Source organism: Filomicrobium insigne (genome assembly GCF_900104305.1).
Lineage (GTDB): Bacteria > Pseudomonadota > Alphaproteobacteria > Rhizobiales > Hyphomicrobiaceae > Filomicrobium > Filomicrobium insigne.
Map to the genome: position 1 here is coordinate 687,518 of NZ_FNJC01000001.1, position 21,791 is coordinate 709,308.

The following is a 21,791-nucleotide window of genomic DNA, read 5'->3' on the forward strand; positions in this document are numbered from 1 at the left end:
TCACGACGACAGGCCACCGGCGAGCGTCGGTACGTCCAGCATGGAAAATCCATAATGGCGCAGCCAGCGCAGATCCGCTGAGAAGAATGCACGCAGGTCGGGGATGCCGTATTTCAGCATCGCCATGCGATCGATGCCCATGCCGAAGGCGAACCCTTGGTAGCGTTGCGGATCCAGACCGCAGTTCACCAGCACGTTGGGATGGACCATGCCGCAGCCACCGATTTCAAGCCATTGACCCGGCTTGCCGATCGCTTCCGCACCGATATCGATCTCGGCGGACGGCTCCGTGAACGGGAAGTGAGACGCGCGCAAACGCATCTTTACCTCATCGACCTCGAAGAAGGCTTTGCACATTTCTTCGAGCACCCATTTGAGATGCCCCATGTGGGTCGACTCGTCGATCACCAGCGCTTCGATCTGGTGGAACATCGGTGTGTGTGTCTGGTCGCTGTCGCAACGATAAACGCGGCCCGGAGCAATGATCCGGATCGGTGGTTTTTGCGACAGCATCGTGCGGATCTGGACCGGGCTCGTATGGGTGCGCAGCACCAGACGCTCGCCGTTAGAGTCGGGATGGAAATAGAACGTGTCGTGTTCCTGCCGAGCCGGGTGCTCCTGCGGAATATTCAGCTTTGTGAAGTTGTAGTCATCACTCTCGATATCAGGACCTTCGGCGATCGCGAAGCCCATATCGGCGAAGATCTCCGCCAGCTCATCCATAACATGGCTGACAGGGTGGATGCGCCCTTCCGAGACCGGACCGGGGCGGACAGGAAGTGTGATGTCCGCCCGCTCCGACGCGAGCCGTGCTTCCAACGCAGCGCTTTCAAGGATCGTCTTGTGGCTATCCAGAGCCTCGCTCACGCGCGTTTTGACGGCATTAACGGCCGCGCCGAACGTCTTGCGTTCTTCGGCAGGTAGCGAGCCCAACCGCTTCATCACGGCGGATACGCGCCCGCTCTTGCCAAGCGCGGAGACGCGCACCTGCTCGAGCGCCCCGAGATCTTTCGCGGCGGCAATTTCGCTCAAGAGCTCCGATTGCAGCTCTTCGAGATCAATGGTTTCAGCCATGACTGATGTCCCTTAGTCCACGCATTCGCCAACATCAGGTGGGCGAGGCGGCCTTACCACGGACCGACGCCCTCTCCTTAGAAGCGTTCCGTCGCGGCGACCACTCCTCCGGCCAAGCCCAAAAATGCGGCTTGACCCTCGGTACGGAGTCTAACGGACTATCGCAGGTCGCTCGCCTTAGGCAGCTCGTGCGTTGGCAACCGCAGCCGAAGCCTGGTCTACCAGCGCCTTGAAGGCTGCCGCGTCCTTTACGGCGAGATCGGCCAACACCTTGCGGTCGATCTCGATTCCAGCCTTGTTCAGGCCGTCGATAAATCGACCGTATGTCAGCTCGTTGGCGCTTGCCTCACGGACTGCCGCGTTAATACGCTGGATCCAGAGCGCCCGGAAGGTACGCTTCTTCCTCTTGCGATCGCGATATTGATACTGCAGGGCGCGTTCGACAGCCTGCTTCGCAATACGGATCGTGTTCTTGCGCCGGCCGCGATAGCCTTTGGCTGCATTGAGAACTTTTTTGTGTTTGGCGTGGGCGGTAACGCCGCGCTTAACGCGTGCCATGGTCGTGCTCCACTAAGAAGTGTTCAAGTATTCGGGATAGAATCTCTGAGATCTAGCTCAGCGATTGTACGGCATGTACTTCTTGACGATTTTTTCGTCAGCTTCGCACAGCACCATGGTTCCACGCGCATTGCGGATGAACTTCGCATGACGCTTGATCATGCCGTGGCGCTTACCGGCGGCGGCAACTTTGACCTTGCCAGTCCCTGTGAACTTGAAGCGCTTCTTGGCGCTCGACTTCGTCTTCAACTTGGGCATTTTGCTTCTCCTGGTTCACTCACGGACTGTCCCGCGCCTTTTGGAGACGCTGGCCCTCGTTGTAGACAGCACACACAAAAAGCGTGGCCACGCTCTCGACCCAACGGGCCAAGATTGTCTTGGGAGGGGCGCTTTGCCTGGACGACAAGCCCATGAGTTAATTTTTGCAAAGCATTTTGAACCGCCACGGCATGCCCCGCCGGGCGGCTCAGAAGCGCGCGTTATACAGGCCGTTGACCGTTATGGCAATGGGGTCGGCGCATCCCGTTGAAGGATACGGAACCGATAAACCCATCGCCCAGAAAACGGTTAATGCATCTATGTCCTCGCCCACGTATCAGGCATGTTCGGCGATGCTGGCCTGCGGGGCTTGGTTCAGCAATTGGCGGAATTGATCTCCCGACAGATGTATCAAGCTGCAGTGGTCACCGCCCTCGAAGTAAACATCGTCAACCTGACCCAAGCGCTCATCGACGATGGCATCCAGCCCATAGGCAGGCGCGACCGCGGGAATAGCTCCAAGATCGCAGTCCGGGAAGAGGACTTCGATTTCATCCTCAGTCGAAAGGCAGATGGGCCCGTCGATCAGTTCTCCCACAGCATCGAGGCGGACCTTGCATGAGGCGGGAATGACAGCAGCCACAAAACCACCTTCTCGGCTTAAAATGACCGCTTTGGCTAGACGATCTCCCGGGACGTGGCTCGCTTCTGCAATCTGCGATGAAGTCATTTTGCGATCATGGGTCAGCACATCGTACTTGATATGCTTGTCGTCTAGATATTGTTGAAGAGTCAATGAGATAGCCATGGTTTCCTCCTGACAAACGGCAGTTGTCGCGCAAATCGCGGCTCAGCCGACCGGAGCGGGAAACACATTAACTCTAGAGCAGGCCTCTACCTATGAACCTCACGTGCCGAACTGCTTCGGGGGCGGGAGGCATGAACGACGTTAAGCTCAGGCCTGCCTGGCTCGGTCGTACGCCGCACACACAGATGTTTATAAATCTAGCCACCGGGGGCGTTTCCAACAAGATCTTCCGATTAAATCGGAAAAGCGCCAACGCGCTCTGGACGGCGGCAACCGACGTCACCATAATATTTAATCGCTGCTCGAGGGATGGTCCGGCTTAACAGGCTGGGCTGGTTCTAGAGGAAAAGGGGTGAGACTGAGAAAGCCGATGTGGGGGGAAAATACCTCAACGAAAGGCACTCAAATGATTGTCGCTGACCTGTTGCAGGACAAAAAATATCGCATCCTAATGATCGCTCCGACCGAGCCGATTACATCCTTGGCCAGGCGTCTTTTTGATGCGCACGTCGGCTGTATGATCGTGAGCCGAAGCGGGCGGACCATAGATGGCATTATTTCCGAGCGGGATGTGGTGCGTGGGCTCGCCGAAAACGCCGGAAGGATCGACAAACTTACCGTCGCCGATCTTATGACCAAGTCCGTCATTACCTGCTCGCCAAACGATGACGTGTCCAGCGTTGCCAAGACTATGACCCAGCGCCGTATCCGACATGTTCCGGTTGTTCAGGACGGGGATAAACTTGTCGGCGTGATAAGTATCGGCGACGTTCTCAAGAGCCGGATGGGCGAATTGGAACTGCAGGCAAACGTGCTGCGCGACTACACAATCGCGTTGCGCTAAGTCCTTGTTGAGATCGTGCTTCCTATGGGAAACCGCTTTCCGGAAGCACTCTAGAAGCGGCAAGGCCGGCCCAAAAGGCCGGCCTCGTTTCGGTGTTCAATTCGTGAACGTTCGGGTTCTTCCTATCGCGCAAAAAGCGCGCGATCCGGAAACCCGACGTTAGCGCGGCGCCAAAACCATAACCATTTGGCGGCCTTCGAGGCGTGGTTCGCTCTCGACCTTTGCAATCTCTTCCAGCTCACCCTTGACCCGCTGAAGTACAGCCATACCAAGTTGCTGGTGCGCCATTTCGCGACCACGGAAGCGCAGGGTAACCTTCACCTTATCGCCGTCGTCGAAGAAACGTTTGATGGCCCGCATCTTGACGTCGTAGTCGTGCTCATCAATCGCAGGACGCATCTTGATCTCCTTGATCTCGACGGTCTTCTGCTTTTTGCGTGCTTCGGCGGCTTTTTTCTGCTGCTCGAACTTGAACTTGCCGTAGTCCATGATCTTGCAGACCGGCGGCTGAGCATCCGGAGAAATCTCAACGAGATCCAGGCCGGCGTTATTGGCGCGATCTTGCGCCTCGAGGCGGTTTACCACCCCGACATTTTCTCCGTTCTCATCAATCAAACGGACTTCTCTGACCCTAATGGCGTCGTTGATTTTCGGGCCTGTATCTTCGCGCTGGGGCGCTGCTCGGTGTGGGCGGCGGATGGCTGGTCTCCCTTGGATGCCTCAAAAAAATTCCTGTGCCAATTAACGGCCTGGGGCGCTCACTTAAACCCAATGAAGGCGATCGTCACCCGGCAATAGCACAAGCGATCGAAGAATCGATAACAAGTGTCTCCAAGTCAAGCGCTGAAAATCATGGATGGGGAACTCATGAACGACTTGTTTCGGACCAAGTATCAACCATCCCCTTGTTCAGCAGTTCGTCATAAACAGCCAGCGTCAATCGTTTCATGGCTTTAAGTGAAAAAGATGCGATGACATGCGCGCGGGCCCGCTCACCCATTTCCCGCCGTGCGTCGGGGCTCAACCCCAGGGCTTCGGCAATTGCCTGAGCAAGGGCGGAAACATCTCCCGGGGGGACAAGCCACCCAGTCGCTTGCCCCGGCGATACGTCAGGGCCTCCCTTAACCGTTTCGGGCGGCGCCCCGATGGAGGTGGCGATTACTGGACATCCCATGACTTGCGCTTCCGTAGCCGTCCGCCCGAAAGCTTCCGGTTCAACGGATGCGACGATCGCCAGAAGAGATGTCGCCAGCGCTGCGGGCATATCGCTGACGTGACCGACCATACGGACACGCCCAGTCAGGCCCGCCGCCGCAATCTGAGCCTGAAGCGCGTCCCGATAAGCCGCGCGGCCCTGATGATCCCCGGCCAAGATGATGACGGCATCGCCCAGGCGCTCTTCATCAGCGAGCCGCCGGACAGCTTCGATTACGACATCCTGACCCTTCCAGCTCGTGAGGCGGGCCGCCTGGAGAATAACGGGCACATCCGGGCCAATACCCCACGCCTTGCGCAACTCCATTACGCGTTCCGGGGCGACAGCGGCGGGGTCAAAGCGCGCTGCCTCGACACCACGATGGATCACACGGAGCTTTTCAGAAGGCGTCCGGTAGCGGCTCGCAACCAACCCCGCCGTATAATGCGAATTGGCTATAATCAGATCCGAGCGCGCCATCACCGAGTTGTAGAGCTTCTTGAGACGCCCCTTTTCACCATACGCGCCATGATAGGTGGTCACGAATGGAATGCCTGTTCGGCGCGCCGCGATCAGAGCACTCCACGCCGGAGCCCGGGAACGCGCGTGAATCAGATCGACGTTCTCGCGTTTTATGATTCGCGCGATCTCATAGCCGTTACGAGCAATGCGTACCGGATTCTTCGTGGCTGCGGGAAACAGCATCAATTCGCCCCCCACTCGCGCCAGGTCTTCGGCGAGGCGTCCGCCCTGAGACAGTACCAAGGCTCGGCCACCCGCTTCGACAATTGCCTGGGCAATCTCGACGGTTGAAAGCTCGGCACCGCCGGTGTCGAGTTCAGGGATGATTTGAAGTATGGTCGGGCGGGTCGCGGCCAAAGGGTCGCCTTCTCGTGTTACGGCAAGACATTCAGACTTTAAGGACGTTCAATAGGATGAGCTCAGGCGAACCGCAATTCCTCGATGTGGGTGATGGAAGCAAACGGCGGAAAATCGCCTATCTGACAATCCCGCCTCCTTCCGCCGACGGGCTTGGGCTGGTGTGGATGATCGGTCTCAAGTCCGACATGGTGAGCACCAAGGCGACAGCACTCGCGGAGTGGGCACCCGCCAACGGCTTCGGCCTGACACGGTTCGAGTACTCCGGGCATGGTTCGTCGTCCGGTGAATTCACCGAAGCCACCATTGGCGACTGGCTCGAAGAGTCTCGAGACATCTTCACCAAAGTCACGCATGGCCGCCAGATTCTTATCGGCTCGTCGACGGGTGGCCACTTAGCGCTCTTGCTTCTGCGCGACCTGATGCGTCGTGCCCCCGCAGCAGCGGATCGTATCGCCGCAATCGTTCTTATCGCACCAGCCTGGGATCTCACGGAAGAGTTGATGTGGAAGAAGCTTCCTGCGGAGGCTCAGCGCGAAATCATGGAGAAAGGCGTGACGTATCGGCCTTCCGAATACGGTGATCCTTATCCGATCACGCAGAAGTTCATCGAGGAAGGACGCAATCATCTGTTCAAGGGAGAACCCTTTGACCCAGGGCGGCCTGTCGTCATCCTGCAGGGATTGCTCGACCCCGACGTGCCTGCTGCTCATTCCCGTAAGCTCGTCGAATTCATCCAAAGCGGATGGGCAGAGCTGACCGAAGTCCCTGATGGCGAGCACCGCATGTCACGACCACAGGATCTCGAGCTTCTGTATCAAACAATCAAGCGGGTAGCCGACAAGGTCAGCTAAGCAGATCCATGAGGAGCGCACACCTATGACACGATCGGATAACGATAGCCGTATCGACTACATTGAATTCGGCGTCACCGACATTGCGCGCTCGAAAACATTCTACGGCGATGCGTTTGGATGGACGTTCACCGACTACGGTTCAACCTATTGTGAGTTTTCCGACGGTCGCATGACCGGCGGGTTCACTACGGCAACAAAGCCGACCCATGGTGGCCCGCTCGTCGTTCTTTATGGAGACGATCTCCTCGCTATGCGGGATCGTGTTGAAGCTGCCGGCGGGAGGATCGTCAAACCTGTTTTCGATTTTCCAGGTGGCCAACGTTTTCATTTCACTGACCCTGACGGCTACGAACTCGCCGTTTGGACGAAGCGCTGATCGTTAGCGGTCGAGTTTGGCAGCGGCCAGTTCAGCGATTGCTAATTGAAGCTTCGGATCCTCGCCGTCGAATAGGAACCACACAGCCGAAAGCCCTGCCCAAGCCAATATCCATTGCAGCAAGCGTTGGGGGGCAAGTCCAGCTGCCGCGCTGACGACGCAGACTTGCAGCTCTAGACGACCTGGCGCGAGCGCAACGCCAGCATCTGGATTGCAAAAGAGGTTGGCGTAATCGAAACCGCGTTCTCCAAGTAATCCCTTGGGGTCGATCACGAGCCAGCCCCGCGAACCGAAATCGAGGATGTTGTCGTGGTGAATGTCGCCGTGAAGCACGCGAATGTCTTGTGGCTCTGCGAGCAAGGCGCGCGCCGTATCGGCGGATCGTCGCAAAATCCCTCCATGTGTATTGGCTCCGGTTTCGAGCTCGCTAAACCACTGTGAAAGCGGCACGAGTTCCGGCGGTGGCTTGTTGCGAGGCGTATGCAGTTTTGCGACGACACGACAAATTATTCGGCTAGCTTCGTCATCGCGTCCCGAGCACGCAAATTCGATTAGAGAGCTGCTGCCTTCCGCACGCTCTAAGAGAATCGCTTCTCCATCATGAGCCAGTACGCGTGCCGCACCCTGACCTTCCCACCATTTCATGAGGCGGCCACCGAACCTCTCCTTCGCCTTGACGGCGACCTTCAACATCGCAGCGCTTCCTCGATGTCGGACCGGCAGGAGATGACCACTGCGCGTGCGGAGGGGATTGCCGTCCGGCGTCAACGCCCAAGCCGTCAGGTAGTGCGCAAATATGGAGCTATCAGCACCCGTTATCTGTCTGGTCTCGCTCGATGAATTCAGCATGAACAAGTCCTTCCAAATTGGTTCAGCCACGCCATGCGATCTGTTCAGTCATGCAAGCAATTGCAGAACGGATCAACAAACTGAAACGGGTAAGGATAAGCAACATGCTTGGTAAGACTCTGATCGCAGCAGCGATGTTCACCGTAGTAGCTGCAGGCACCGCGACAACGGCTTCGGCTCATTCTGGCGGCTACAAGCGCGTCGTTACGGTTCAGCAGTGCATCGGCAGCGGCAAGTATCTCGTCCGCAAAAACCGCCATACGGGGCGTGTCTATTCGAAGACCCGCATCGGTCGCTGCTTCACCAAGCGGCATCACGCCCATGGTCACTGGAAAAAGAAGCGCGTCGCGAAGCGCATCTTCCGCAGGGCCTTCAATAACTAATTTAAGACCTCGTTCCTCGTCCCCTAGCGCCAGCGGGTGCCGGATTAATCCAGCACCCGCTTGGTTTTTTGGCATTGTCGTCGCGTTGGTGGACTGGTCAGTCGGCCATGTTCATGCTGCCCTTGCGGCTATGTTTGCGATCTTCTTCATCCATTGTCGTCGTATCGGCATCGAAGACGACACGCTCCGCTCCGGACAGGCACACGAAACGTTTGCCACGCGCGCGGCCGATCAGCGTCAGACCTGACTGACGCGCCAACTCCACGCCCCAGGCCGTGAAGCCTGAACGGGACACGAGAATCGGTACACGCATCTTCACGCATTTGATGACCATTTCGGAGGTCAACCGGCCGGTGGTGTAGAAGATCTTGTTTCCGGGCTCGACGGAATTGAGGAACATGTAGCCCGCAATCTTATCGATGGCGTTGTGGCGACCGACGTCCTCCATATAGACCAGGGGCCGATCCTCTTCACACAGCACGCAACCATGAATGGCACCGGCCTTCAGGTAGAGGCTCGGCTCCGTATTGATCTTTCGTGTTAGCTGATAAAGCCATGTCGTGGTGATGCGCGCGTCGGCGGGGAGTTCGATGCCTTCCAGTTCGTCCATTAAGTCGCCGAAGACAGTCCCCTGAGCGCAACCGGACGTCTGCACCTTCTTTTTCAACTTGTCTTCGTAATTCGTTTCACGTGCCGTGCGGACAACAATGGTTTGAATATCGTCGTCGTAGTCGATCCCGGTAATCTCATCGTCTGGTCGCAGCATGCCCTGGTTCAGCAGAAAGCCGATTGCCAGCAAATCCGGATGATCGCCGATGGTCATCATCGTCACGATTTCGCGAGCGTTGAGAAACAACGTCAGAGGCCGTTCCGCCACCACATCGGTGGTTACAGAGTGACCTTCATGATCGATGCCGGTGACAGGGACCGACAGACGTGGATCGTCAGGAGTCGGTCGAACCTGGAATTCCTTCACGTTGGCGGCCTCCTTGGACCTGTTTTTTGACCAGCCATGTCGTCGCGGTCTGGATCTCTCGACAATGGGGGTTCGTCCGCTGCGGGTAAAGGGCCTGCAGAAGTGAGGACCGAATTCTGCGGTCCTTGGACAGGCGTTGTACCTTGGTTTTCAATCCCATAGCCGGGTGTATGGGCGCAGCTTTCGTTGATGCGCCACAAATATTTCGATTGCCTGGCCCAATTCGTAAAGAGCATCCGACTATTGCCTTGCAATCCTTATTGCAATTCTCTTTGCCAAGCCCCGTGACTTTACCGCGATCGTCTGCCAGTATCGACGTATCTCATACTCGCGCGTCGACCATCTGTGCCGCCGAGGCGGACAGTTAAGATCCGCTTGGCGCCGCTCAACGGAGCAGGCCGCACCGCAATCCCAGGGAGAGGAATTTGGATGTCGGTTGACAAGGACCGGGTTCTCAAAGTGCTTAAGCGGGTTAAAGGCCCGGACCTCGAAAAGAACATTGTCGATCTCGGATTGGTGTCGGAAATCCTGATCAAGGATGACCGAGTGTATTTTTCCATTACCGTTCCGGCCGAACGCGCTGAGGAGCTCGAACCGTTACGGGAAGCCGCCGAGAAGATCGTCAAGGACGTCGAGGGCGTTAAAGGCGTCACAGCGGTTTTGACCGCCGAGGCGAACACTAAGAGTGCGCCGACTGCCAACGGAGCACCGCCGCCGCAATCGGGCAGCAACGTTCACGAACATCCGCGTGTAGCGGAAGCCCGTCAGCGTATGGCCGGCAATGCACCTCCGGCAGGTCCGCAAGCTGGAGCAGGTGGCGGGACAAGAGGCGCGGGTTTGCCCGGCGTGAAGCACCTCATTGCCGTAGCTTCCGGCAAGGGGGGCGTCGGCAAATCGACGACCACCGTCAACCTCGCGCTCGGCCTCCAGTCCCTCGGACTGAAGGTGGGCATTCTCGACGCAGATATCTTCGGCCCCTCACAACCACGCCTGCTCGGCCTTACGGGACGTCCCTCCGTTGCGCACGGCAATACGCTGAAGGCGATGGAAGGTTATGGCCTCAAGGTCATGTCCATGGGTTTCCTCGTCGATGAGGGCACCCCGATTATCTGGCGTGGCCCCATGGTGGTTTCGGCGCTCAACCAGATGCTGCGCGATGTGGCCTGGGGCGAACTTGACGTGATCGTTATCGATATGCCGCCTGGCACGGGCGACGTGCAGCTTTCGATGGCGCAACAGGTGCCGTTGTCAGGGGCGATTATCGTCTCGACGCCGCAGGACTTGGCTCTTATCGACGCCCGCAAAGGGCTCAACATGTTCCGCAAAGTGGACGTGCCCGTGCTCGGCATCATCGAGAACATGAGCACCTTCATCTGCCCGAAATGCGGGGAAGAAAGCCATATCTTCGGTCATGGCGGCGCAGAGGAAGAAGCCTCAAAGCTCGGGTTGCCGTTCCTCGGTGGCATCCCTCTGCACATGGATATCCGCGCTAAATCAGATTCAGGCCAGCCGATCACGGCGACGAGCCCGGAGAGCGCACATGCGCAGATCTACCGAGATATCGCCGCCAAAACCTGGTCAGAGCTCGAAGCCACTCACGGCAACCGTCTCAACCCTCCCAAGCTCGACATCGCTGATGGCGGCGCGGCGCTCAATGTCACGTTCGATGACCGCGCTGCGTACACATTGAGTGCGGAAATGTTGCGCGTCATGAGCCCTTCGGCTGAGGTGCAGGGACATTCGCCGGATCAGCGCGTGACGGTTGGCGGCAAAAAGAATGTGAAGATCACAAAGCTCGAGCCCGTCGGCAACTACGCGACGCGGATCACCTTCGACGACGGGCACGACACAGGTCTATTCACTTGGTCCTATTTCGATTTGCTCGGACGCGAGAAAGATGCGCGGTGGGCAGAGTATCTGTCAGAACTGGAACAGAAAGGCCTGAAAAGAGGATAGACGTTGACGGGCGATTACAAAATCAGATCTCTCGAAGAGCTGACGCAAATCTATGGTTCACCGCGCCGTGTTTCCCTCATCAAAGAGGTCAACCGGATTACGCCCGAATACCGTGCCTGGATTGAAGCTTCTCCCTTTGCCGTTCTTGCCAGCTCCGGGGCGACTGGGCTTGATTGCTCGCCCCGGGGAGATGCGCCAGGCTTCGTGCAGATCGCAGATGACAAAACGTTGCTGATGCCGGATAGGCCGGGCAACAATCGCATCGACACACTGCGCAACGTAATTGAGGATCCGCGGGTCGCGCTGCTCTTCGTTGTTCCCGGTCTCAACGCGTGCGTGCGCGTCAACGGACGCGCAGAAATTTCAATCGACCCGGATCTACTGGCGCGCTTTTCAATCGATGGAAAGCTTCCACGTACTGTGCTGATCGTTGCCGTAGACTCAGTTTACTTTCAGTGTGCTCGGGCTTTGACACGTGCGAAGTTGTGGGATGCGGCGGGTCATCGGGACGCATCAGCGCTCCCCACAGCGGGCCAAATTCTCGCCGGTGTAGAGACCGGCTTCGATGACACAGCCTACGATGCCGAGCTTCCGGATCGAATCCAAAAAACTCTCTATTAGGGGTCTCGCCTAAGGTTGACACGCCCACCGCCTGATATCGTGGTGGTCGGCTAGATCATGCAGCCGACCCCCGTCGAATATCATGCTTGCGAGTCGGATTTCGCGCGCGTGGGCTTTGCCGCAGGCTTCTTCTCAGCGGGCTTCTTTTTGGTTTTGCTTGCCAGCTTCGTGGGTGCCGGAGCGGGGGTGCTTGCGTATGCACTATCGTCGCCGGCTTTTGCCGCCGCAATTGCTTCGGTGACCACCGCCTCTGCATAAGCGGGCAACGCGAACGCCGCTGAATGCACCGCAGGCGTCCAGTACTTCAGGTCAGAAATACCACGCTTGCGCACGCGCTTTGCCAGAACTTTCTGCTCCAGGTTGAGGATCGACTTGTCGTCGGTCGCAAAATTGAGCGCGAAGGGGCCGCCGAAATAGCAAGGCTGGGTGCACATATATGGTGCCACCCGCTTGAAGAGCGATGCAAACACGCGCGTCGTTCCCGCGAGATGATCCGGGAACAAGAACGGCAGACCATTCTGCGTAACGAGAACGCCGCCTTTGGCGAGCGCGCGCTTGCAATCGGCGAAGAACTCGCGTGTGTGAAGCACGGCCGATGGCCCTATCGGCTCGGAGGAGTCTACGATGATAGCATCGAACTTCTCTTCCGTTTTGGCGACGTATTCGAGGCCGTCGGCGATCACGACATCGGCGCGCGGGTCATCGAACGCCGCACCCGGAATCTCGGGATAGTGTTCGAGGGCCGTATCGATAACGGTGCGATCGATCTCGACCATGGTGGCCTTGTCGACGCAATCGTGCTTGAGCACCTCGCGCAGAACACCACCATCTCCGCCACCGACCACGAGGACATTCTTGGGCTTTTCGAGCGCCATCAGCGGCACGTGCGCCATCATTTCATGGTACACAAACTCATCCGAGGTCGTGAGCTGGCAGACGCCGTCCAGCATCAGCACCGTGCCCCAGGTCTCGTTACGGAAGATTACGAGATGCTGATGCTCGGTCTTGACCTCATGTAACACTTCCGACGCCTCAAGCGCGACGCGCCAGTGGGGGTGGAAGGTTTCCTCAATCCAGCGGGTACTCATCTTTTTGGCTCTCCGGTGCTGACGATCAGCGATCAGAATCTGGCGGCGTTAAACTGCGTTCACATGATAGTACGATGACAGTCGCAGTGGACTAGGGTCTTTCCGATCGTCACTGAAAGACGGAAAGCTCCTGGCTTTCTGCTTGGTCGTGCTTCTGATCGACAAACCGGTTCCCACTTTTCCGGAAACGAGCAGGAGCACCGCACAGTCACCTGCACGGTTTCAAAATGAAAGTGGCCGGTGCGTACACCGGCCACCCCGCTCGTCAAAAATCTGTTGCAGCTTAGGCGGCTTGCTTTGCCGTCACCTTCATAAGGCGGACGGGTGCCTTGCGCGAAGCGGCTGTCTGCCACTTCATCTCTTCCAGCTCCTCGCCGCGAAGATGCTCTTTCACGACAACATCTTCAGCGTGGAAAGCCTTGCGAAGCACATCGATCGCGAGATGCGGTTTCGCCTCGCCACACATGAAGACGTCGAGAGCAGCGTAATCCGCCTCGGGCCAACTGTGGATCGAAATGTGGCTCTCTGAGAGAACCGCCACACCACTGACACCGCCATTCGGCGTGAAGTGGTGAAGATGAATGTGCAACAACGTAGCACCAGCAACTTCAACACAACGCTTCAGCGTCTGCTCTACATACTTGAGATCATCAAGCCGCCGGGCGCCAAATAGATCAATGATCAAATGGGTACCAGCGAAGCGAACGCCGTCACGCTCGATGAAGAAATCTTTTCTTTCATCCTGCGCTACGGGCGCAATTTCATTCAGATCTTCCTTTTGGGCGGTGCTTGAACGAGTCAAGTCCATCCCCAATTGGAAGAGGGTGTCGTCATAGGCCATCGGACCCTCCCCAACCAGTAGATAGATGTGACCCGTCCGCTCCTTACCTTAGGGGTTGTTTTGATACCTTTGGGGCAGGTGGACGAACGGAAGTCGGCTTTATGTCTGGATCGCCCCCTGCATGCAAGAAAAATTCGAGGTCGCGGAGAAAAAAAAATTCTCGTGTTTCCTCTTGCTTAAACAATAGGTTCACGAGAGGCGTTCCGGCTACTTTCGGACGTGCCAGCACACAAGGCGCTCTAATGGCCAACCCGACGCGTTCATATGGTCCCGCGGTCCCCCGAATCAATCCCTGCCCTAAAATTCGGGGGTCAATGTCGACATCTACTGACCTCCGAACAACCCGTTCAGTAGCTTTTTGGTGTCGATCTTCTTCTTGCCGGTCTCATCTTCGGTGACGAAGCCGTCGATGATTTCCTGCGCGCTCTTGCCCTTAAACTGCTCTCCAACCTTCTTGATTGCATCAGCGGCTTTATCGGGATCCTTCAGGACATCGCCGAGATCGGGCGTGTAATTCAAGTTGTCGAAGGGACCGTGGACGCGCACCGGGACCTCAATACCGGCAAGTCCTGTCTGGCCGCCTTGTCCCGTCAGGTTAGCGACCAATTTGGGCCGAAGCGTAAAATCGACTTCGCGCGATGGCAGCATGATTTTGCCTGCTCCCGTCAGACGCAGTAGCGGGCTCGCCATATTCAGGTCGTCGCTCTCGGCGACGCCGGCTTTGATCTTAAATGTTGCAGAGAGATTGCTGAAATCGGTTTTCTGGGTCGGGACGCGATTGAAGTCCGACACCCGACCCTGGGTTAATCCACGGATCGCCTGAGCCAAATTAAATCCGACAAGCGCACCGTCCGTAAATCGGAAATCCGCAGTCCCGGACAGCCCTTCAACGATCTCACGTTCACTGCCGCCCTGACTTGCAATGGCAAGTGAGAGGTTTCCGCGTCCTGCCAGCCAATCGATATCTGCGGCATCCGTCAGCAAGGGCTGGCCTGAAACACCATCGGCGACGATGTTGGCATTGAAACCTAGCGTCGGGTTTGCCGCATTCAGCGTGATGACGCCGCGCGCAGTGCCCTCATAAAGAACGGCCTCCTGCAGATCGGCTTGCATCGTCCCATCCTGGAGTGCGACGGCCAGCTGTGAGCGTCCCGCCTTGAGGCCCTGGAAAAGAAGACGATCGACGCTCAGCGCCAGATCAGCGTCGGCTGCGGACAACAATGTGAGGTCGATCGGCTCGCTACTCCACCCCTTGCGCTTTGTGTAGCCTTTGACCCGTGGCCCCGGCTCGCGAAGCAGATCCTCTATGGACTGCGGCGAGTTCCCCTTTGTTGTTTGCGTGGATGCGGGGCGGACTTTGATAGCGCTAGGTGACTGCGGACTGCCGATGTACTTGTTGAGGTCGAGTTCAGCGAGTTTCAAATTCGCCTTGATGTGCGGACGCCCGGGCCGCTTCGTCACAACAATATCGCCTGCAATCTCGGAACCATCGAGAGTCGACTTGGAATTCAGTAAAGAGATGCTGTTGCCGGCAACCTTGAGCCGCCCTTGAAGACTCAGTGGACCATAGCCAGAGGATTGCGGTAGGGCCGTGCCGAGCCAAGCCGCAAGCTCCCGCAGCGACTTAGCTTCCAAAATCGTGGCACCATCCAGCGCGAGAGCATCGGAGAAAGCGATCGAACCGTCGTAGCCCGCCAGCACCGTGGCAGCCTCAACGGTAGCTTTTAGATCAGCGGGTGCATCCCGCAGGATTGCATCAAGCGACGTCAATGTCGCTGTCGTCGCAACTTTCTCACCTTTCCAGGCAAAATCACCCCGCAGCTGAAGCGGATCGGCAAGGGACGTCAGACCCAAAGCGACATTGATCTGCTCGACCTGATCGCGCGCGCCTGTACGCGCGTCAGCGAAGTGGATCGTGCCGTTGTCTATGCGCACCTCGCCAAGTTCGATCTCGGACATCGATATCGGCGCCGCTTCCGAAGGGGACGCACCAGTTAAAAACCCTCGTGCACTGTCGGGAACAAGCGAAGGGGCGTCAGAGGTCGTTCTGGTGGACGCTTGAGCCAACTGCACAGGACGCAATCGCTCTTGTGAGGCAAACTCCCAGGACTTGGCTCCATTCTCATCCACGCGCAGAGCAAAGACGGGATTGGTCAATACCAGTGTATCAACCGCGATTTTTCCCGACAGCAGAGGGAGCAGTTTCACCCGGACATCGAGGCTGTCCATCGTGACCAACGGTTCGCCGCCCATTTGTGGCGGGGCACCGAGGCTAACGTCACCAAGTGATACGCCAAGCGCCGGGAATATTTTAAATGATGCCGGACCGGCAATCGTCAGATCACGCCCGGTCTTCTGTTTGACCTGCGCCACCAGTTGACTGCGGATCAAGTCCGTTGGCGGTGCAATAACGACAAACGCGAGTCCTGCCGCGATCACAGCCACGACTGCGACGAGGACAAAAACGAGAATGGTGCCGAAGCCACCGGATGACCGCTGATGTGCCCGGCGCTGGCGTTGCGGCGATCTGCGCGATGGACCGGCGCCCGGCGCCGGTGGGCGGCGTCGCGTTTGGCCATCCTGCTCATAACTCGGCCGATAATCCTGGAAACTCGGGGGCGGGTTTCGGTTGGTCATGGTCGGCCTCGGATTTCCCTTAGATGGGTGCTTGATCGTGCAAACGCGGGCGCGGGATACCATCATGGTAGGACCGGACTATGTCACGGTCCCGCTCTATCCCGCAAAAACTAGGGGTTAAGAACCCACCGGCGCGTCTGAGCCCGCTTCGTATCACAACGGATCGGACACGGCCCTAAGCAATACTCCCTATGCAACTGTTAATTGCACACATACCTCCAGCCTCTCTCGCGAAAGAGCGCGCAAAAAACTGATTCAATTATGTCATTTTATAATCCATCCTTCGCCGCAAAACTGACCCACGAATCAAGCAATTTCAACCTATGGGTGAAATTGTTCTTCTTCGTCGCGCAACTTTGCGGGTGGCGTTTGCGCTCGCTTGCGCACTGATCGCGTGTCTCACTCTGCAGATTTTGCCTGCGAAATTGAAAGCGCGTGTCTCCGGAACGGAAGCGATCTCTGGCGCCGCGCGAATCATCGACGGCGACACGATCGAAATCAAAGGCGAACGCATTCGTCTTAACGGCATAGACGCGCCGGAAACCAGTCAATCCTGCCCTAGCCGCTGGCTTGGCAGCTGGCGCTGCGGAGATGCCGCTGGCCATCAACTTCGCAAGATCATACAGATGCGCACGGTTACGTGTGAGGGGCATGAACGAGACAGCTATGGCCGTCTCATTGGAACCTGTTTTGTGGAAGGGCGGGACATCAACGCCGAGATGGTGCGCGCGGGTTATGCCTGGGCCTTTACCAAGTACTCGGACGTCTATGCTGGAGAACAGCGCGAAGCCGAGGCGGCAAAGGTCGGAATCTGGACGGCTGATAAGCCCGTCAAACCGGCCTGGGACTATCGAAAACAACGCTGGCAAAGCGCACAGCAAACCGCGCCGGCCGGCTGCGCAATCAAGGGCAACATCTCACACGCGGGCCATATCTATCACCTTCCGTGGAGCCCTTGGTACGACAGGGTAAGCATCGACACAGGACGCGGCGAACGCTGGTTCTGCAATGAGGCAGAGGCCATCGCGGCGGGATGGCGTGCTGCGCGGTTCGAATAGCTCCTTCGTGGACGTTGACAAATTATCCGCACTCCACGACTCTCCGCACACATGCAGAAAATTGCAAGGATGCGGCAGGGATTGGATCATGGCTAGCAGCGCGCACTTGGCAGGATGGCAGGGACGTTCCGTGTGGACCAGCGCTTGGGGCTTGACTGTCGCGTGTTTGCTTATGCCAGCCGCCGCACTCGCCGGACCGACGTGGGATGGCCTAAAGCCAGATGTATTTGGCGATCGCGCGATCCTCGATGGCCGTGAGGTTGTTGAACTTTCCGCACCGACGCGACCTGACGACCAAAGCGCGGTGCCTGTTGCGGTCAATGCCCGCTTCCAGGACGGCCGGACGATCAAATCCGTCAGCATTATTGTCGATGAAAACCCCTCGCCGGTGGCAGCCGTCTTCACCATTGGAGGACAACGGCCCCATGTTCGACTCGCTGCCAATTTCCGCTTTAATGCCGAGACGGATGTCCGTGCCGTAATCGAAGCGAGCGACGGGCAGCTCTATATGGTGGAACGCCATGTAAAATTTGCAGGGGGGCAGGCGTCTTGTTCGGCCCCGCCGCAAGGTGACCCAGAGGAAATCCGGGCCACCATGGGACAGATGAAGCTCGCCAACGCTTCAGCTCCCGCAGCGATGAGCCAGATCGAGGCCAAGGCGCGCCTCGACATCTCGCATCCGAACCACACCGGCATGGTCTTGGATCAGATCTCGCTGCTCTACATCCCGTTGCGCATCGTCAGCCAGGTCGATGTGCGGCAGGGCGATGAACTCGTGTTCTCCATGGCTGGCTCCATGACGCTTTCTCAGAATCCGTCAATCGATTTCGATTATCGCGCGAACGGGGCGCATGCGTTGGACGTCACGATCAGCGATAGCGACGGAGCAAGCTGGCAACAGAGCTTCCCGGTCGGTCACGCGAGCTAAGCGCGGTCTCGTTTGATGACGGAGGCTTGACCGCTTTTCCGCCGGCGCCCCAAAACTGCATATTTCTGCAATATTTCCCGATTCTTGACGCGATCCGGTTTTTCTTTTTCGGGGCGCCCCTATCGTGGCAGGCAAACGCCTGCAAGGTAGGCAATCCTGCTTGATACGCTTCTTTATTTCATGCAAAGTTCCAATCGAAATGGCAACTTTGCAATAAAGAGATTAATTTTGCAGGATTTTGCAGAAGCGTTTCGGCTAGCATTCACACTCGTGCTATCCGGAGATCCAGACCTTCTGGAAATTATCGGTCTGTCGCTGCGCGTCAGTCTCTCGGCGATGCTGATTTCCTGCGCCTTCGGACTCGCGATCGGGGCGACCGTAGCTGTACTGCGGTTTCCGGGGCGGGGCGCGGTAATCGTCCTCATGAATTCGCTCATGGGCTTGCCGCCAGTCGTCGTCGGCCTTGTGGTGTATCTCATGCTGTCGAACGCTGGACCGCTTGGCTTCTTGCAGCTTCTCTACACACCCACGGCCATGATTATCGCGCAGTCGGTCCTCATCACGCCGATCATCGCAGCGCTCTCCCGACAGGTTCTTGAAGACCTCTATTCTGAGTACGCCGAACAGTTCCGTTCCCTTTGCGTGCCAACGCATACCGCCATTGGGGCGTTGTTGTGGGATGCCCGCTACAGCCTCCTAACCGTGGCCCTTGCCGGCTTCGGGCGCGCCGTCGCCGAAGTCGGCGCGGTTATTATCGTGGGCGGCAACATCGCTCATCTTACCCGGGTGATGACCACGGCGATTGCCCTGGAAACCTCGAAAGGTGATCTTGCCCTCGCAATGGCACTCGGCATGGTGCTGCTAACGATCGCCATCCTTGTCAACGCCTCGGTCATGGCCTTGCGCTCAACGGCTGCGAGGCATGCCTATGCTTGATGCGGTGGACCGGACAACCGCGGGGGAACGGATCATTGCGTCAAAGGCCGCACCGCGCGGCTTGTTGCCGATGGAGGCTCGCGGCCTGACGCTGGCGATTAGCGGCAAACGGTTGGTCGATGCCGTCGATCTCGATCTGAACGCCAACTCCATCACAATGATCATGGGGCCGAACGGCGCCGGCAAAAGTCTACTCATCCGGCTTCTGCATGGAATGATCACGCCGACCTCCGGCTCCATAACGTGGTCCGGCGAACAGCTGAATGAAGGCATGCGGCGACGCCAGGCTATGGTTTTCCAAAGGCCCGTGCTTTTGCGACGCTCCGTGGCTGCAAACGTCGACTTTGTGCTGAGTTTGCGCGGCCCCACCGACAAGGCCAAACGCGACCACATTCTCGAGCATGTCGGGTTACTGGAGCACGCGAAGCAACCTGCCCGACTGCTGTCGGGCGGAGAGCAGCAACGGTTGGCCCTCGCTCGTGCTCTGGCGCTTGAACCCGACGTTCTGTTTCTCGACGAGCCGACAGCAAGTCTTGATCCAGCTTCAGTTCTGCGGATTGAGCAAATTGTGTCGAGTGCACACGCGAGCGGCACAAAAATCATCTTCATCACCCACGATTTCGGACAGGCCAAGAGGCTCGCGGGCGACATTGTCCTTATGCATCGCGGTGGTGTGCTTGAGCACACGCCAGCTGAGAAGTTCTTCGAAAAACCCCAGACCGCCAAGGGAGCCGATTTCCTGGCGGGCCGCATCGTCCTTTAAATCAATCAACGTTAGGGAGACGTCCTCATGACCACAACAAAAGCGGGTATGCGCTTCGCAATGGCCCTTGTCCTCGCAGCAGGTATTTCAGTACCAGCTGTCGCCGACGATGCATCGATCATCGTGCAGTCAACGACCTCGACAGCGAACTCCGGTCTTTATGACTATATGCTGCCAATCTTCGAGAAGAAGACGGGCATCAAGGTCAACGTCGTCGCTGTCGGGACGGGCCAAGCGATCAAGAACGCACAGAACTGCGACGGCGACGTGCTGCTCGTTCACGCCAAATCAGCCGAAGAAAAATTCGTTGCCGACGGCTTCGGCTTGAAGCGCAGTGACGTCATGTACAATGACTTCATCATCGTCGGCCCGCCTTCCGATCCAGCCAAAATCAAAGGTGACAAATCAGCGGGCGACGCCTTGAAGAAGATTGCAGGGGCCAAAGCCAACTTCGCCTCGCGCGGTGACAACTCCGGTACGCACAAAGCGGAGATCAAGCTTTGGAAGGCCGCAGGCGTCGACATCAAAGATTCGAGTGGTCAGTGGTATCGGGAAACGGGCTCCGGCATGGGCGCGACACTGAACACCGCTGTAGGAATGGGCGCATATGCCCTGACGGATCGCGGCACCTGGATCAGCTTCAAGAACAAAGGCGATTTCGAAATTCTCGTTGAAGGCGACAAGTCGCTATTCAACCAGTATGGCATCATGCTCGTGAACCCAGAAAAGTGCCCGAACGTGAAGGCAAAGGCCGGCCAGTCCTTCATCGATTGGGTCCTGTCGGCTGACGGGCAGAACACGATCCGCTCATTCCAGCTCGATGGCAAGCAGCTGTTCTTCCCTAACGCTGAAGCCGAACCCATGCAAAAGGCTGGCTAAGCCACATCGCGGCGAGCACTGATCTCTCAATCCAAAAAGCCTGGAGTTCCCTCGCGGAGCTCCAGGCTTTTTCTATTTGCTTCTATTCGGGCCGATCAGGCGCTCAAACCATTAAAGTGGACGCGGCCAAAACCGCTTACGTCATAGCCTGCGTAATCGGCGGCACACTCGGTGAAGGTTGATGATCGGCAAAACGCAAGCAACTTCTGCATCGGCGGCTCGAACCAAGCGCGACGGTCGACAAGAAGATCGTAGCGCTCGTTACAAATCGGTACGAAGTCGAGGCGATACTTGGCAGCCAGGGCTTCCAAACCAAACGCAGCGTCGGCCTTGCCCTCAAGAACGGCGACGGCCGCATCAGTTTCCGACCGCGCAGCGGGGATGAATTGGACGTCGGTGTCGGATAGCCCGTTCTCGGCCATCACGTGCTCCAAAAGGATCTGGCTGCCGGCCTCAGGCTGACGCGGAACGACTCGGTGTCCCTTGAGGTCTCCAATCGTTGCGAACTTTTCCGCCTGTCCTTTGGCAACGATCAAGCCACGACGACGCCAAGCCCATTCCACAAGGATGCAGCTGGCAAGACCAAGGCGCGCATTGACTATCGGAACATTCCAGTCGCCGGTCGCCGCGTCGATAAGGTGAATACCCGCTGCAATGCCCTGGCGGCTGCAAAACCGCTCCAAGCCATCGCTGCTGCCATCAAAAAACGTCGCGATACCACAGCGGGACTCGAGCAATGCCCAGTCCAGTAACGGATCATGACTTCCAAGGAACACGTTCGGGCGTTGGCCAGCGGCTCCGAGAGCCCCGGCGTCCGTATTATTGGACAGCCAGGCATCCACCCCGTCGCGCGGGAACAGCAATTTGCCTGTTGCGCGCGTGCATGGAATGCCACCCGACGCGGCAAGGTCGTAAACCTTGCGCTCCTTCAAGCGCAGCAAATCGGCGACTTCTTTCGTGGTCAGGTATCTGTGCATCGAAGCTCTCGAACCAATAGCGTGGTAGATTATGCAGTGGTGCGCCGGAA

At 57.6% G+C, this 21,791-nt stretch carries 22 protein-coding genes and 2 pseudogenes; 12 read left to right on the forward strand and 12 right to left on the reverse strand.

Annotated elements, in window-relative coordinates; translation table 11 throughout:
- The 4 genes from pheS to BLS30_RS03100 all read right to left on the reverse strand — a co-directional run bounded on the left by pheS (position 1) and on the right by BLS30_RS03100 (position 2,698).
- Entirely contained in the window at positions 1-1,074 is a 1,074-nt protein-coding gene (gene pheS, locus BLS30_RS03085) for a phenylalanine--tRNA ligase subunit alpha (RefSeq protein WP_090226487.1), read from the reverse strand.
- A 177-nt stretch (positions 1,075-1,251) separates the two neighbouring features.
- Positions 1,252-1,632, reverse strand: coding sequence for a 50S ribosomal protein L20 (rplT, locus tag BLS30_RS03090; RefSeq protein WP_046477682.1), 381 nt, complete (start codon positions 1,630-1,632; stop codon positions 1,252-1,254).
- 57 nt (positions 1,633-1,689) lie between these two features.
- Positions 1,690-1,890 carry a 50S ribosomal protein L35 gene (gene rpmI / locus BLS30_RS03095; RefSeq protein WP_046477681.1) on the reverse strand — a complete coding sequence of 67 codons (201 nt, stop codon included), beginning with the start codon at positions 1,888-1,890 and terminating at the stop codon, positions 1,690-1,692.
- 337 nt (positions 1,891-2,227) lie between these two features.
- Positions 2,228-2,698: an aminoacyl-tRNA deacylase gene (locus BLS30_RS03100; RefSeq protein WP_090226491.1), complete on the reverse strand. Its 471-nt coding sequence runs from the start codon at positions 2,696-2,698 to the stop codon at positions 2,228-2,230.
- Between the two features lie 352 nt (positions 2,699-3,050).
- Between BLS30_RS03100 and BLS30_RS03110 the strand changes: the two genes are divergently transcribed.
- Complete coding sequence (locus BLS30_RS03110; protein ID WP_244512350.1) at positions 3,051-3,542, forward strand: CBS domain-containing protein; 492 nt, start codon at positions 3,051-3,053, stop codon at positions 3,540-3,542.
- A 159-nt stretch (positions 3,543-3,701) separates the two neighbouring features.
- Here BLS30_RS03110 and infC read toward each other — a convergent pair whose 3' ends face one another.
- Both infC and BLS30_RS03120 read right to left on the reverse strand, forming a co-directional pair.
- On the reverse strand, positions 3,702-4,241 hold the full coding sequence (infC, locus tag BLS30_RS03115) for a translation initiation factor IF-3 (protein ID WP_046477675.1): 540 nt from the start codon (positions 4,239-4,241) through the stop codon (positions 3,702-3,704).
- A 166-nt stretch (positions 4,242-4,407) separates the two neighbouring features.
- The gene (locus tag BLS30_RS03120; RefSeq protein WP_090226498.1) at positions 4,408-5,616 is read right to left on the reverse strand and encodes a glycosyltransferase family 4 protein; all 1,209 of its coding nucleotides are present in this window, start codon (positions 5,614-5,616) and stop codon (positions 4,408-4,410) included.
- Positions 5,617-5,672: 56 nt separating this feature from the next.
- On the opposite strand from BLS30_RS03120, the gene BLS30_RS03125 reads away from it, so the two are divergent.
- Together BLS30_RS03125 and BLS30_RS03130 are read left to right on the forward strand one after the other, a co-directional pair.
- Complete coding sequence (locus BLS30_RS03125) at positions 5,673-6,470, forward strand: alpha/beta hydrolase (RefSeq protein WP_090226501.1); 798 nt, start codon at positions 5,673-5,675, stop codon at positions 6,468-6,470.
- A gap of 25 nt (positions 6,471-6,495) precedes the next feature.
- Complete coding sequence (locus BLS30_RS03130) at positions 6,496-6,849, forward strand: VOC family protein (RefSeq protein ID WP_090226504.1); 354 nt, start codon at positions 6,496-6,498, stop codon at positions 6,847-6,849.
- Positions 6,850-6,852: 3 nt separating this feature from the next.
- Here BLS30_RS03130 and BLS30_RS03135 read toward each other — a convergent pair whose 3' ends face one another.
- A complete protein-coding gene (locus tag BLS30_RS03135; RefSeq protein WP_210184010.1) occupies positions 6,853-7,647 on the reverse strand; it encodes an aminoglycoside phosphotransferase family protein in 795 nt (264 codons plus the stop codon).
- A gap of 155 nt (positions 7,648-7,802) precedes the next feature.
- On the opposite strand from BLS30_RS03135, the gene BLS30_RS03140 reads away from it, so the two are divergent.
- On the forward strand, positions 7,803-8,081 hold the full coding sequence (locus BLS30_RS03140) for a hypothetical protein (protein ID WP_139165282.1): 279 nt from the start codon (positions 7,803-7,805) through the stop codon (positions 8,079-8,081).
- Positions 8,082-8,178: 97 nt separating this feature from the next.
- Here the strand turns inward: BLS30_RS03140 and fdhD are convergent, their stop codons facing one another.
- On the reverse strand, positions 8,179-9,057 hold the full coding sequence (fdhD, locus tag BLS30_RS03145) for a formate dehydrogenase accessory sulfurtransferase FdhD (protein ID WP_090226510.1): 879 nt from the start codon (positions 9,055-9,057) through the stop codon (positions 8,179-8,181).
- A 429-nt stretch (positions 9,058-9,486) separates the two neighbouring features.
- Between fdhD and BLS30_RS03150 the strand changes: the two are divergent.
- The 3 genes and pseudogenes from BLS30_RS03150 to BLS30_RS03155 form a co-directional block, all read left to right on the forward strand.
- Positions 9,487-10,683, forward strand: a pseudogene (locus tag BLS30_RS03150) (Mrp/NBP35 family ATP-binding protein); the annotation flags it as partial.
- 27 nt (positions 10,684-10,710) lie between these two features.
- Positions 10,711-11,013 (forward strand): annotated as a pseudogene (locus BLS30_RS18450) (gamma-butyrobetaine hydroxylase family protein); the annotation flags it as partial.
- A gap of 3 nt (positions 11,014-11,016) precedes the next feature.
- Complete coding sequence (locus BLS30_RS03155; protein ID WP_090226513.1) at positions 11,017-11,634, forward strand: pyridoxamine 5'-phosphate oxidase family protein; 618 nt, start codon at positions 11,017-11,019, stop codon at positions 11,632-11,634.
- An 80-nt stretch (positions 11,635-11,714) separates the two neighbouring features.
- On the opposite strand, the gene speE is transcribed toward BLS30_RS03155, so the two are convergent.
- The 3 genes from speE to BLS30_RS03170 all read right to left on the reverse strand — a co-directional run bounded on the left by speE (position 11,715) and on the right by BLS30_RS03170 (position 16,200).
- Positions 11,715-12,722 carry a polyamine aminopropyltransferase gene (gene speE / locus BLS30_RS03160; RefSeq protein WP_090226515.1) on the reverse strand — a complete coding sequence of 336 codons (1,008 nt, stop codon included), beginning with the start codon at positions 12,720-12,722 and terminating at the stop codon, positions 11,715-11,717.
- A 283-nt stretch (positions 12,723-13,005) separates the two neighbouring features.
- The gene (speD, locus tag BLS30_RS03165; protein ID WP_076605293.1) at positions 13,006-13,563 is read right to left on the reverse strand and encodes an adenosylmethionine decarboxylase; all 558 of its coding nucleotides are present in this window, start codon (positions 13,561-13,563) and stop codon (positions 13,006-13,008) included.
- 324 nt (positions 13,564-13,887) lie between these two features.
- On the reverse strand, positions 13,888-16,200 hold the full coding sequence (locus BLS30_RS03170) for an AsmA family protein (RefSeq protein ID WP_170832394.1): 2,313 nt from the start codon (positions 16,198-16,200) through the stop codon (positions 13,888-13,890).
- 323 nt (positions 16,201-16,523) lie between these two features.
- Between BLS30_RS03170 and BLS30_RS03175 the strand changes: the two genes are divergently transcribed.
- The 5 genes from BLS30_RS03175 to BLS30_RS03195 all read left to right on the forward strand — a co-directional run bounded on the left by BLS30_RS03175 (position 16,524) and on the right by BLS30_RS03195 (position 20,764).
- The gene (locus BLS30_RS03175) at positions 16,524-17,258 is read left to right on the forward strand and encodes a thermonuclease family protein (protein ID WP_082101057.1); all 735 of its coding nucleotides are present in this window, start codon (positions 16,524-16,526) and stop codon (positions 17,256-17,258) included.
- A gap of 88 nt (positions 17,259-17,346) precedes the next feature.
- The gene (locus BLS30_RS03180; RefSeq protein ID WP_170832395.1) at positions 17,347-18,186 is read left to right on the forward strand and encodes a quinoprotein dehydrogenase-associated SoxYZ-like carrier; all 840 of its coding nucleotides are present in this window, start codon (positions 17,347-17,349) and stop codon (positions 18,184-18,186) included.
- A gap of 228 nt (positions 18,187-18,414) precedes the next feature.
- Positions 18,415-19,122 (forward strand): ABC transporter permease, encoded by a 708-nt coding sequence (locus tag BLS30_RS03185; RefSeq protein ID WP_046477658.1) that lies wholly within the window; start codon positions 18,415-18,417, stop codon positions 19,120-19,122.
- Positions 19,115-19,885: an ATP-binding cassette domain-containing protein gene (locus tag BLS30_RS03190; protein WP_170832396.1), complete on the forward strand. Its 771-nt coding sequence runs from the start codon at positions 19,115-19,117 to the stop codon at positions 19,883-19,885. The genes BLS30_RS03185 and BLS30_RS03190 overlap by 8 nt, the downstream gene beginning before the upstream one ends.
- Positions 19,886-19,912: 27 nt before the next feature.
- A complete protein-coding gene (locus BLS30_RS03195) occupies positions 19,913-20,764 on the forward strand; it encodes an ABC transporter substrate-binding protein (RefSeq protein ID WP_052743766.1) in 852 nt (283 codons plus the stop codon).
- 95 nt (positions 20,765-20,859) lie between these two features.
- On the opposite strand, the gene BLS30_RS03200 is transcribed toward BLS30_RS03195, so the two are convergent.
- The gene (locus BLS30_RS03200) at positions 20,860-21,741 is read right to left on the reverse strand and encodes a helix-turn-helix transcriptional regulator (protein ID WP_046477653.1); all 882 of its coding nucleotides are present in this window, start codon (positions 21,739-21,741) and stop codon (positions 20,860-20,862) included.
- Between the last annotated feature and the right edge of the window lie 50 nt (positions 21,742-21,791).